Raw genomic sequence first — 14,225 nt, 5'->3', positions numbered from 1 at the left:
TTATAATAGTAATAATATCTGATTATTTTAATATGTAACACATTATATGTTTACATAAATAGTGTTAATGCTTTATATTAGTAATATGGAATGAGATATTTTACTTCCTGATTCTTTAAATATCTGAAAAATGAATATCAAAGATTTGTAGAGGGTGTTTCTATTGGGGATTGCTGGGATAAAAGGTGTTAGTATAAATCAGAGATTGCTGATTTCATATATACTGGTCATAGTTATACCTATCACGGCCATAAGTGTGATTATATATAATTACACAACCGACTATCTGGAAGAGAGAGTCACCGAATCGGTACTTGCCACCAGTGCGCAAATAACCGAAAATCTGGATACCTTTTTTACAAATATGGCCAAGATAACTGAAATGCCCTACTATGACAAGGAATTGAACAATATACTGGACAGACGGTATTCAGTGAATAATGAAATGAATGAATACCAGAAAGTTGAGGATTACAATCAAATAACCCAGAATTTTTTCAGCAAGCTTTTTTTGTTGAATAAATCCATAGAAACACTGTATCTGACCTCTTTCGTAAATGACAGGGTATATTATAAAGGCTACCGGGCTGAATACAGCCGGGAAGAGTCCGACCTGAAAAACGAACAATGGTTTCGGAATATTGTCAGCAAGGGCGGAAAGGAAGTAATCATAGGAATACATGATGAATTTCCCTCTGTACCCAACACATCACAAGTCATAACAATAGGCAGGCTTATTGTCAAGCCCTTCACCAATGAGAAACAGGGTGTATTTCTTATAAACATCAAACCTGAAAAGCTGGAGGAGTTGTATAAGGAAACCAGGTTGACTCCTGGCACCAGACAGCTGATAATAGATGAAAACAACAGAATAGTTTACAGTAAGCTAGAAAACGAAATAGGTACGCAAATAGATCCCGACATTATTAAAATAATCAATTCCAAAGGTACAAACAATGAAGTGACAATAAATAATACGCCGGTATTCATAATATCGGATACCTCCAGATATTCCTTTTGGAAGGTTATAAATATCATACCCCGGAACGAATTGTTCTCAGATGCCGAAGCCATCCGAGAAGGAATACTTCTTATCGGGATTGCCCTGGTTTTGCTTTCGGTTCTGGTATCGTTTATTATTGCCGGCAGTATAACCAAACCCATAGTAAAGCTCAATAACCAGATGAAGTTGGTCGAGCAGGGCGATTTCTCGGTTAATATCGAAGGGCAGAGGAATGATGAAGTAGGCCAGCTCAGCAAGACCTTTAATAAAATGATATTACAGATCAATGAGCTCATACAGAAGATAAAAATCGACGGGGAAAATAAAAGGATATCAGAATTGCAGGCACTCCAGTCTCAAATAAACCCTCATTTTATGTATAATACCCTTAACGTCATAAAGTGGATGGCTCAAATGCAGGCGGCCGATAATATCACGCAGGCGGTGGATTCACTTATTTACCTGCTGAACTTTTCAGCCAAAACCACGGCAGAATTCATTCCCATAAGTGAAGAGCTGGAATTTGTAAAAAACTATATTTCAATAATGCGATTGAGATATTACAACAAATTCGAGGTTATCTATGAAATAGAGGATAGTGTATATAAATATAAAACACTGAAATTTATATTGCAGCCTTTTATAGAAAATGCCATTTTTCATGGCTTTGATAAGAGGAAAAGCGGATATCACCTGAGAATAAAGGCCTTCCTGGAAAATGGCTCGGTCTGCTTTATTATAAATGATGACGGAAGCGGCATAGCTGCGCAGGATATCCCAAAAATTCTCAACAAAGATATACAGGGGGAAAAAGGTTTTAATTCCATAGGAATCAGCAACGTGGTGGGCAGGATAAAACTGCATTTTGGCCAGCAGTACAAGGTAGATATCACAAGCCGGCCGGAGGTTGGCACCTCCATATTTATAAACATTCCCCAAATAGGACTTGATGATGAGATAACCTCAAAGGAACCTGCTTCTGTATAATTTGAATTTAAAATTCCAGCAAATTATGAGCCACAAACCATTATATGAGGAGATTATATTTATGAGAATCATTATTGTTGATGATGAACCGTTTTTAAGGGTAAATTTCAAATCATTTATTAACTGGAACAATTATGGTTTTGAATTGGTGGGTGAGGCCTGCAACGGAGAGGAAGCCCTGGGGCTTATTAAAAGTCTGAAGCCGGATATCGTGTTTTTGGATATAAAAATGCCTGTCCTTGACGGAATCGGTGTTCTGAAGAGCTTGAACCCAAATGATATCAGCCCTAAGATAATCGTTCTCAGCAGCTTTAATGAATTCGAGTATGTAAGGGAGGCAATGAAACTTGGCGCATTTGATTATATCCATAAGCCCAGCCTCAGCGCAGACAGCATAATTACGGCTGTCATGAATGCGAAAGACGCATTGGAGAAGGAACGGAAGGATATCAGGGAATTCAATTCCCTTAAGAGAAATATGGAAATGAACATATCAAGTCTTAAAACACTTTTCTTCAAGGAAATGATCTATAGTTCAGCCGTCAAGGAATGGGAGTTTGATGAAAAGGCCAAGTCCCTGAAAATCAAGGTGAAGAATTCTAATGTTTATTGCATGGTAATAAGCATTGACGAATATGGAAACGTTGAAAAAAGGTATGAAAACAGTAAAAGACATCTGCTGGATTTTGCAATTGGGAATATTGTTAACGAACTATTCGAAGATGATGATGAATTGGAGTTTTTTCAGTATGATACAAACAGATATGTTGTCCTGAAATCTCATTCAAAAACCCGGAGTATGAAGGATATCACTTTAGGGAACGAAAAAATCATAAAAATAATTATTGAAGCGCTGAAACAATACTTGAATATCAATATTTCGGTGGGCGTATCCAGCCAGCACAAAAACCTGTTTGATCTGGCCGGCGCGTTAAATGAGGCTTTATGGGCATTGAATAACAAGTTCTTTGATACGGGAGGGAAAAAGGTATTTTACTATACAAACAGCCTCCTCCGTAAAGAACCGGCATATGAAAAGACACCAATGCCGGGTGAGGACATAAATCAGCTCAAAGTCTTATTGGAAGCCGGCAGGTTTGACGCGGCAAAGGCATATCTGCAAAAAATATTTGATGATATACTTGATCGGAATTACATGCCCACCGGGCATAAATTGATAAATGAAATATTTATAAGCATCTATTTTATTGTTAATGACAGGCTGGCCGGTTTGAATCCCTGCGGTGAAATGCAGACAATGATGCCTTTCCCCCTTGAGGATATAACATCGGCCGACAATATTATCCAGGTAAGGACACGTTTGGCTGACTCAATCGATTACCTGAATAAAAAAATGACAGAGAGTAAAAGTTCAACCGCAAAAAGCTCCAAGATTAAAGAAGTTATTGAATTCATTCATAAAAACTATACCGGGGATATTTCCCTGGAGACCATTGCCGCAAAAGTAAGCCTTAACAGCAGTTATCTGAGCCGCCTTTTCAAAGAGGAGACAGGAGTTACAATTACAAACTATATACTTAAGTGCAGAATTGAAGCTGCCATACAATACCTTAAAAAAGACAATTTAAAGAGTTATGAAATCTCAGAGCTGGTCGGGTTCCAAAATGTTGAATACTTTTGCACTACCTTTAAAAAAATTACAGGGAAAACTCCTGTGGAATATAAGAAAACCATTCAGGAGGAAAGTTTTCTTCAAAGAGACCCAGGGTAAAAATTCTATAATTAAATGTAAAAATCCATAATTTTTATGTCTTGCTCCTGTCCTTATAATATAGCTAGGCTCATGATAAATTTTCTATGAGACAAAATTATGGGAGGAATAATATGAGAAAAGTAACCAGAATTATTGTAATGGCAGTTATGTTATGCTTTGCATTTGCGGCGGTACTTTCAGGCTGTGGTTCGAAGGCAGGCCAGGAAGCTGCGGGGACAACCGAGCCGGCAGCTGCTTCTACAGCTGCGGCATCCAGTGTTGAAGAAACTTCAAAACCCAAAGATGTAAAATTTTCATTTTGGGCAAATGCAGCAGAGCAGAAGAATTTTGAATTTGCAGTGGCAGGGATCGAAAAGAAATACCCGGATGTAAAGGTAATTCTCCAGGGATATCCCACAAGTGATGAATTCTGGGCAGCAGTGCCCACAGCCATAGCTGCCGGAGTGGGACCGGATGTAATAGGTTTTTCGGACGAAGGCAACTCCGACTACATGGTAAATGGCGTTTTAGAGCCCTTAGATGATCTGATTTCACAGGTGGGAATGGATAAGGGCAAATTTGTTCCGACATTGTTAAATGGATGGACATACGACGGAAAGTTATACGGAATACCTTATGACACCTCAACATCAATGCTGTGCATAAATGCCGATATGTGGGCAAAGGCGGGATTGAAGGATTATCCCAAAACAATGGATGAATTGAAGACTGCTGCAAAAGCGCTTACCAAAGGTGAGGTAAAAGGTATCTGCATAAATCTGTTTAATTTCCATATCACTCAATATACTCATGCATTCGGCGGTGATTGGGGAAATGGCGCCACAATCGATACAAAGGAAAATGCAGCAGGTTTACAGTTTATTGCCGATCTCTTCAAGGAAGGGCTTGCAATAACGCCTCAGCAATTATCGGCATCCTGGGACGGAGAGGCCTTTGCAAAAGGGAAGGCGGCAATATCAACAGGAGGTCCATGGTACATAGGTTATACAAAAGATGCCAATAAGGACATGAAAATGGTGGGAGTTCCTATTCCTATGGCGGCAATGCAGGCCCAGTCCGCATATTCACACGGCCTGTCAATCACCAAGATGTCCCAGAACAAACCTGGTGCAATGAAGCTTATAGATTATATGACCAGGGATGAAGCTCAGAACGCTGAAATCGAAAGTGTGGGATATGTTCCTTCTGTACAGTCCCTGATACCCAACTACATAAAATCTGCACCCGACTATATGAAAACCATAATGGACAATATGGCTGTTAATGGAAAGGCTTTTGCTTATCCGCCCGAGACCAAGGGTTTTGATGCAGACCTCACAAAAGGCATGCAGGATATCTGTCTGAAAAGCAATTCAAAACTGACAGTTGAACAGTTATTAAAAGATTTACAGGAAAAATACGGTCCGAAGAAATAATCTGTGAACCATACCGACAGAAAAACAAAACAATCGGTTTAAACTCTCAAGGGGATAATTATTATCCCCTTGAATATTAACGGGGTGAGTCAGCAATGTTTAATGCAATCAAAAAGTTGAGAAAAGAGAAATATTCAGAATGGATTACAGGTTACATATTCATAGCGCCTATAATAATTCTGATGACGGTTTGGTTCTATTATCCTTTAATCAACGCCTTTATTACAAGTTTTTATGATGCCAACATAACCAAAATGAATGGCATGGAGTTCGTAGGATTAGCAAACTACATAAACGTTTTGAAAGACGGCGAATTTTACAATTCACTGAAGATTTCATTTATTATGGTCATAGTGGCAGTTCCGCTGCAGTTAATTGTTTCACTTGTACTGGCTGCTGTTCTGCATACAATAATCAATGCCAAAACATTTTTCAGAACCGTGTACTATCTGCCATATGTTACTTCAACGGTGGCGGTAACAACTATTTTCATGTATCTTTTTTCCCAGGGTGGGATAGCATCAAAGATATTCGTTAAATTCGGGCTGCCCGATACCTCATGGCACTTTGATGTTAACATGGCGCTGCCTTTCATGATTATACTGTGTGTATGGACCTATGTGGGTTTTTATGTTGTGGCATACATGGCGGGAATGCAGTCCATACCGGAAGAATTGTACGAAGCCGGAACTGTGGACGGAGCAAATTTTATTCAGAAGTTTCTTTATATCACAGTCCCCATGCTAAAACCCACAACAACGCTTGTACTCCTGTCAGGAACTATCTATGTCCTGCAGTTTTTTGACCAGCCCTATGCCATGGCCAAGGGGGGAGCACTTGGGTCACCGGCCGGTGCAACCAGTACGGCCGTGATATTTGTATATAATCAGGCCTTTAAACTTTACCATATAGGATACGGAAGTGCGGCGGCCTTCGTTATCTTTACCCTGATACTGATTATTACGGTTGTTCAGAAATTTATAATTGAACGGGAGGAGGCATAATTATGAATTTTAAGATGAAATCCCGAATTCTGAAGTCCGTTCAATATATTTTCCTGACCGCAGTGGCTTTGATTTGTATATTTCCATTTGTATATGCCGTTTATACCTCATTATTACATAAGTCGGATATTGACAAGCTTGTAAGTTTTACAAGCCTGACCCTGGAAAATTACATCTATATATTTACAAAATCGGATATTATGAGATGGTATATGAATTCCTGCATAGTCACCTTCAGTATTGTTGCCGGCAATCTGGCCGTCAATACCCTGGCAGCATACGCTCTCGCAAGAATCAGGTTTCCGGGAAGAAACTTCTTTTTCTTTATGATATTGGGTATGATGATGATTCCCTATCAGATACTTATCATACCTTTGTTCAGGATGGAAGTTAAATTCGGATGGCTGAACAGTTATCAGGGCTTGATATTGCCCTTTTTATTCCAGGGCTTTCTGGTGTTTTTGATGAGGCAGTTTTTTATGACTATTCCGGATGCACTGGAGGAAGCGGCAAAAATAGACGGACTGAGCAAAGGGGCTGCATTTTTCAGAATCATTCTGCCCCTGTCAAAGGCAGGTATAGCAACTCAGATCATTTATCATTTCGCAAGTACCTGGAATTTTCTTGTCTGGGGAGCTACCTTCGTAAATGACAAAAACTATTATATATTGCCTGTAGGACTCAATACTTTAAAAAATACATATTTTGAATATCCGGGTTATACAATGTCGGGAGTTGTTTTGATGACATTGCCCATAGTATTGATATTCGTTATATTTCAGAAATATTTTATTCAGGGCATAGCATCCAGCGGTATAAAAGGCTGAGGAATCTCAACTGTCGCCGCTGCATATTCTTGAAATTAAAGGTTAACATTGGAAGTTAATATTGGAGGTTAAAATGGATAATGTTTTCAGAGCAGAGGGGAGCCGGTTAATCCGTGAATACGATTCGGAAAAACTCTGGATCGAGCCCTGGGGCTGTAACAGTTTTCGGGTACGTGCCACGCATATGGCCTGCATGCAGCCCGAAGACTGGGCTCTTTTACCCCAGGAGGTACCGGAGGTCAAAATCTCCATCGGCAGGGAGAGTGCAGTTATAACAAATGGAAAGTTACGTGCCGAGATATCGGCAGAAGGAAAAATCAGATTCTGCAATTATAAGGATGAAGTCCTTTTGGAGGAGTATGTCCGCAACAGGGATAATATAAAAACGTTTTGCAGTGCACTGAACATAGATGCCCGCGAATTCAAGCCCATACTGGCAGGGGATTATGAACTGAAACTGAGATTTGAGTCTGATCCGGATGAGAAAATATACGGAATGGGACAGTACCAGCATCCGTTTTTAAACATAAAGAATTGTACCCTGGAGCTTGCACAAAGAAATTCCCAGGCAAGCATACCCTTCGCGCTCTCCAGCCTGGGATACGGTTTTCTCTGGAATAACCCGGCAATCGGAACCGTCACTTTTGGCAAAAATATTACGGAATGGTGGGCCAAATCCACCCGGCAACTGGATTACTGGATCACAGCAGGAGATACTCCCGCCGAAATAGAGGAGGCATATGCGGCTGTCACCGGAAAAGTACCGATGATGCCTGAATACGGTATGGGTTTCTGGCAGTGCAAGCTGCGCTATCAAACCCAGGAAGAACTGCTTTCGGTGGCGCGGGAGTATAAACGGAGAAAGCTCCCCATATCTGTGATAGTCATAGACTTTTTTCATTGGGAAAAGCAGGGTGACTGGAAATTCGACGAGTTGTACTGGCCTGATCCCGAGGGGATGGTCAGGGAGCTAAAGGAAATGGGAATTGAACTGATGGTTTCAGTATGGCCTACAGTGGACAAAACCTCCGATAACTATACTGAGATGCTCAGGAAAGGCTACCTCGTCAGAACTGACAGAGGTATACGTACCACCATGGATTTTCTTGGAGACACCGTATTCTTTGATGCTACAAACCCGGGAGCCAGGGATTTTGTGTGGAATTGTGCAAAAAAGAACTACTATGACAAAGGGATAAAGGTATTTTGGCTGGATGAAGCTGAGCCTGAATATTCCATATATGATTTCGACAATTATCGTTATCATATGGGGTCTAATATACAGGTGGGCAATATTTACCCCCTGATGTATGCAAAAACCTTTTATGACGGTATGAAGGCTGAAGGACAGGAGGGCATCATAAACCTTTTGCGCTGTGCCTGGGCAGGAAGTCAAAGATATGGAGCACTGGTATGGTCGGGGGATATTGACTCCAGCTTCGAGGCTCTGGGCACGCAGCTGAAAGCGGGACTCAACATGGGAATGGCAGGCATACCCTGGTGGACAACCGACATAGGGGGCTTTCATGGCGGGGACCCCAATGACGAAAACTTCAGGGAATGTATAATCCGCTGGTTTGAGTACGGCGCTTTTTGTCCGGTTTTCCGTTTGCATGGAGACCGGGTACCTGCAAAGGCACCCTTAAGTTCAACCGGAGGAGGAATGTGCTGGAGCGGTGCTCCCAATGAGGTATGGAGCTATGGTGAGGAAGCTTACGAGATATTTAAAAAGTACATGTTCATCAGAGAAAAGCTGAAACCCTATGTTAAAGTGCTGATGCAGGCTGCCCATGACAGGGGGACCCCTCCCATGAGACCGTTATTTTATGATTTCCCGGAGGACGGGGAAACCTGGAATGTGGAGGATCAGTATATGTTTGGCCCCGATATCCTGGTGGCTCCCATCCTTGAACACCGGCAGAGGAGCAGGGAAGTATATCTGCCCCGGGAAACCCAATGGACCGATGCCAATACAGGAAGGGTGTTCGAGGGTGGACAATGGATAAAATGTGATGCTCCTCTGGATACCCTGCCGGTATTTGTGAGAGAGGCTGCAGGAATTGACCTGGATACTTTCAAATAGCCAATAGCAATCAAAAACAGTACCTTGCTGCCAATGGTAAAAATCTTTCAAAGAAAAGTAAAATTACATCAATAGTTTATCAAGGATTTTATGTTAATTTTAAATCATCTATTAATAAAATAGATGATTTAAAAAATTTTTTGGGAGGAAAATTTTATGTTTAAGGGAAGGAAGATAATAAGCCTGCTTTTAGCGCTGATAGTAGTATTTTACAGTTTTTCTTCTGTATTTCCTGCTATTGTTTATGCGGCTAATTCGTATTCCTATGAAAGTACACATTGGCTGTACATTGGATGGGAAAATGATTATCCCAAGTCACGCACATATATGGGGGGAGGTGTACAGCCGGGCATGGGGGCCGCAATTCAATATACGCTCACCATTGACGGGACTACATACTTTCCGGATGAGTTTGCTGCCGACCGCAAAAGCAAAATACTGTGGTATCTGAGGGATGGATACCAACCGTGCCCCACTTCGGAATGGGATGCCGGTCCGGCTCATATAACCATACAGCATTTTGCCAACAGGATATTGGAGGATTCGGCAACTGCAGTTTATTCACGGGTTACGGTTGAAAATACCGGCGCGGCCCCAAAGACAATCCGCATTAACATCAATGCGGGAACAGGCTACGAGGTTCCATTATCGGAAGAGCCCACTTACAGCGATTCCGGTTCCATGTATTATGATGTCACTCTGGCAGCAGGTGAAACCCTGAGCAGGGATTTTGCCGCCAGGGCCGCCGGTACGGCAACTGCGGCACAGTTAAAGAGTGCAGGAACCTTTGATTCAAACTATAGCGCAATGTCTGCCTATTACAATAACAGGATAGATGGCCTTGCACATCCGGTTGAACTGCCTGACCAAAAGCAGGTAGACATGTATAAGGCTCAGCAGATAGTCATGTGGGAAACCATGGTAAAGACCAATAATGCAAACAATCCGCTGTTTGTATTCAACTGGTTTACCGTCGGGTCAACCACCGTTGAGGCTGAAAGCTACAGTGCAATGTCGGGCATAGCAACCGAAAATTGCGGTGAAGGCACGCTTCAAATAAAAAATATCAATGATGGCGACTGGCTTGTATACAATAACTACAATTTCGGGACAGGACAGAGCACATTCAGCGCCAGGTGCGCCTCGGACTATATGAACGGGCACAGCGGTGCCATAGAGTTAAGGCTGGACAGTCTGACAGGCCCGGTTATAGGTACGTGCAATGTGGAACCCACCGCAATGAATCAATGGACCATATATAAAACCTTTAATACGGCAATAACTGAGACTTCAGGAGTTCATAACCTGTATCTCATATTCAAAAAGACAGGCTCCGACGATACCAACTACGAAGTGAGAGGGGAGGGCGGAGGAGGCCATTACGACAGAATATACACCCACGATGTTGTAAACATGGTCGATCAGTTTATAAGAGAAGGAGACTATGAACTTGCAAAACGGGTTTTAGAAAGCCCTTATTACCTTCAAATTTCGAAACTGCTCTATTCCAACTATCTGGACGCCATACCGAAATACATACTTCCTTATGCCACATATTTAAAAAATACCGGTGATACGTCTTTCTTTACCGGGGAGGTTATGGAAAATATCCGGAATGCGGCCCATAACATTGAAAACTATAGATATTACAACGCAAGTGATCCAAATCATTATGGAATATTTAACAAATCAAACACCTTTGATAATGGAAGCAACTTTCTGGTGGTTGATAATTTTGCGGCTCTTTCGGGTTTGCAGGCCTATAAATACATATCCGACCAACTTGGTATAAGCGATGAATCCCAATGGGCTGTGGGTGAGATGATTGACCTGAACGATTGCCTGAACAATGCCCTGGATATAGCCGAGGCACGAAGAGGGGTAAACTGGTATATGAGCAATTTTGACGACTCCATGTACTGGCCCAATTACACCGGCAATTATCTAGCCACCACCTTTTCAATGTCCACTTTCCCGTGGGATGCGTACCTGAGCGGTTTCGAGCTTGGAGGCACCTGGCTGGAACACCTGGACAACAGTATCGGAAATGCTCTCACAAAAAGGACCCAGTCGGGAACGCCTGTGGATAGCTGGGGAGCGTGGAGTGTGGGCGCATACGGAAATGTATACAATGCCGGAGCTGGTTTACAGTGTATGCGTTCTGATACCTACAGGACCGAAGCCATCAAGAATCTGGAATGGATGATGAAAAATCAAAGTGCGCCCTATCAATGGGGAGAGAGTTTTCATCAAGGGCTGAATGCCGACGATTGGACTTCCATTGACGCCGACTATGAGACCTGGGGCCTGAGCTTCCAGAAACAGGCACTGCTTGAGACCAACTGCTCGGTGAAGGTCGACGGAACTGTCATAATCGGCAGAGGCCTGCCTGACCAGTGGATTGCCAATGGAAAGAAAGTTCAGTGGGCCAATGTAAATGTAAACAACAACAAGAAAATAGATTTTACAATAACGGGAGGAACCTCGGGAATAACTCTTGATATTTCAGGGGATACCCCGGAGGGAGATATACTTTTCAATCTTCCCATTTTCAAAAACAATATAGCCTCCTCAAGTGCGGGAACTGTTGATAATGCTTCGGGCACAGTAATACTGCCGGCGGGTACTGCCTCAGTTACGGTTGAGCTGGTAAAATCGGAAGGAAGCCTTTCGGTGGAGGCGGCATCAGCACTCCTCACAAGCTCCGCATTGAACCCTGCACAGAGTAAAGACACCAATATTGTCACAATGGCGCAGGCACTGGTTGATGCTGTTTACGGCGGTATAACGGTAACCTTGTCGGCCACCGGTAATCCTGCCATAGATATCAATGGAAATATAAACTACGGAAATGACTCGGTAACGGGAGAAGTGACATTTAATCTCACAAAGGATGGAAACACCAAAGCTGTGACCGTAATGATAACTGTTCCGGGAGAGCTTACTGGAGCGGCGGCCATGCTTACAAGCACTGCATTGTCACCGGTGCAGGGAAGGGATACAAATCTGGTTGCACGGGCACAGTCAATAGTGAACAGCGTTTACGGCGGAATAACCGTAGCACTGGGAGCAACCGCCAATACTTCAATTGGAGCAGATGGAAAAATAACCTTCGATGTTGCAGCGGCAGCCGGAAATGTGACATTTGCCCTTTCGAAAAATGGGGATACAAAGGATGTAACAGTTGCCATTACTGTTCCGCCCGACAATACAGGTCCGAAATTCGAGGCTGAAAATGCAATCCTGGTGGGATGCAATACCGCAAAGGATTTGACGGGCTTTTCCGGCACAGGGTTTGTGGCAGGACTGAATGCAATCGGAGACTCCATAACCTTTAATGTAAATGCACCGGCTGCAGGAAAATACAATGTTGACATGAGATATGGAAATGGCAGCTCAACAAAGACAATAAGCATTTATGTAAACGGGGTGAAAATCAAGCAGTCAAGTTACCCAGCCACAGGAGGCTGGAGTGTCTGGAGCGATGTAATTGATGTGTTGACCTTGAATGAAGGAAACAATGTGATCATGTACAAGGCGGATTCCGGTGACACACCGGGCTTCAATCCCGATTACATATACGTTGCCCCCGATGCGGGCATGGAACTGACCCAGGCCGTAGGCATGCTAACAAGCGCGTCACTCACTCCTGTGCAGGGCTTGCATACAAATATGGTCACGCTTGCACAGTCAATAGTTAATGCAGCTTACAGCGGAATTACTGTAACATTGACGGCATCGGAAAATTCAGCCGTGGACTCTGCCGGAAATATCACATACTCAGGCACCGCCACCACAGGCAATATGACCTTTAAGCTCGCAAAAGGCGGAAATTCACAGACTGTAACGGTTTCGGTCACAGTGCCGGCAGACAGCGGAGGTCCGAAATTCGAAGCCGAAAATGCGGTTTTGGTGGGATGTAATGTTGCAAACGATGTCGGCGGCTATTCCGGCACAGGATTTGTTGCAGGTCTGAATGCAATAGGAGATTCCATAACATTTACTGTAAATGTGCCGGTTGCCGGGAAGTATAATGTGGATATGCGTTATGGAAACGGTACTTCAGCCAAGACGTTAAGTATTTATGTAAATGGAGTGAAAATCAAGCAAACAAGCTATCCCTCAACAGGAAGCTGGAGCACCTGGGGAGATGTAACAGAAGTCCTGACACTGAATGCCGGAACCAATACAATCATGTACAGGGCTGATACAGGTGATACACCCGGTTTAAATCCGGATTATATAATTATTGCACCTGATGGCGACCTGGAACTGACCCAGGCTGCCGGGCTTCTCACAAGTGCCGCGCTGACACCGGTGCAGGGCATTGATACAAATATTGCCGCAATGGCACAGGCTCTGGTGGATACCGTATACGGCGGTATAAACGTAACACTGGAAACCACTGCCAATCCGGCCATAGGTGCTGACGGAAACATTGCTTACGGCAGTACCAACACAACCGGAAATGTAACATTTAAGCTTGTCAGGGATGGGAACTCATACCCCGTGACAGTCTCAATCACAGTGCCTGCCGACAGAAGAGGTCCGAAATTCGAAGCGGAGGATGCGGTGCTGGTTGGGTGCAATACAGCCAATAATTTGATAGGTTATTCAGGTACCGGGTTTGTGGCAAGCCTGAATGCTGTTGGAGATTCGGTTGCTTTCACCGTAAATGTACCGGCAGCAGGAAAATATAATGTGGATATGAGATACAGCAACGGTGCGGCTGCCAAGTCATTGAGCATTTATGTAAATGGAGTGAAGATCAGGCAGTCAGGCTATCCTTCAACAGGGGACTGGAATAACTGGGGAGATGTAACCGAATCCTTAACCCTGAGTGCCGGTAATAATATAATCATGTATAAGGCAGATGTGGGCGATACTCCGGGAATCAATCCTGATTACATATTTGTCACACCGGATTCCGGCTACGAGGTTGAACAGGCGTCAGGACTTCTGGCAAGTATCGGGCTGGCACCTGTGCAGGGCACCGATGAAAATATTGTTACAATGGCACAGGTATTGGTGGATACAGCCTACAATGGCATAACCGTAACACTGGGAGCGACCGGCAATTCAGCCATAGCTGCCGACGGTAATATAACATATGGTGCTGCGGCTGCCACCGGAGATGTAACTTTTAACCTTGAAAAGAACGGAACTGCAAA

General features: G+C 43.2%; 7 protein-coding genes. All 7 read left to right on the top strand.

The genetic code is table 11. The features are described 5' to 3' along the window. The first annotated feature begins 163 nt into the window (after window positions 1–163). Window positions 164–1,990 carry a cache domain-containing sensor histidine kinase gene (locus CTER_RS25475; RefSeq protein ID WP_004630746.1) on the top strand — a complete coding sequence of 609 codons (1,827 nt, stop codon included), beginning with the start codon at window positions 164–166 and terminating at the stop codon, window positions 1,988–1,990. Between the two features lie 61 nt (window positions 1,991–2,051). Further along, the gene (locus CTER_RS25470) at window positions 2,052–3,722 is read left to right on the top strand and encodes a response regulator transcription factor (protein WP_004630756.1); all 1,671 of its coding nucleotides are present in this window, start codon (window positions 2,052–2,054) and stop codon (window positions 3,720–3,722) included. Window positions 3,723–3,835: 113 nt separating this feature from the next. Beyond that, a complete protein-coding gene (locus CTER_RS25465) occupies window positions 3,836–5,140 on the top strand; it encodes an ABC transporter substrate-binding protein (RefSeq protein ID WP_004630749.1) in 1,305 nt (434 codons plus the stop codon). A 95-nt stretch (window positions 5,141–5,235) separates the two neighbouring features. Beyond that, window positions 5,236–6,144 carry a carbohydrate ABC transporter permease gene (locus tag CTER_RS25460; protein ID WP_004630753.1) on the top strand — a complete coding sequence of 303 codons (909 nt, stop codon included), beginning with the start codon at window positions 5,236–5,238 and terminating at the stop codon, window positions 6,142–6,144. 2 nt (window positions 6,145–6,146) lie between these two features. Then, window positions 6,147–6,971 (top strand): carbohydrate ABC transporter permease, encoded by an 825-nt coding sequence (locus CTER_RS25455; RefSeq protein WP_004630758.1) that lies wholly within the window; start codon window positions 6,147–6,149, stop codon window positions 6,969–6,971. 73 nt (window positions 6,972–7,044) lie between these two features. Next, complete coding sequence (locus tag CTER_RS25450) at window positions 7,045–9,054, top strand: glycoside hydrolase family 31 protein (protein ID WP_004630751.1); 2,010 nt, start codon at window positions 7,045–7,047, stop codon at window positions 9,052–9,054. Between the two features lie 156 nt (window positions 9,055–9,210). After that, on the top strand, window positions 9,211–14,225 hold a 5,015-nt coding region (locus CTER_RS27300), incomplete at its 3' end, for a carbohydrate-binding protein (RefSeq protein WP_004630754.1).

It is taken from the genome of Ruminiclostridium cellobioparum subsp. termitidis CT1112 (genome assembly GCF_000350485.1).
In the GTDB taxonomy this organism is placed as follows: Bacteria; Bacillota; Clostridia; order Acetivibrionales; family DSM-1351; genus Ruminiclostridium; species Ruminiclostridium termitidis.
The sequence above is the reverse complement of the archived record's forward strand: the minus strand, read 5'-3'. Positions and strand labels throughout refer to the sequence as shown.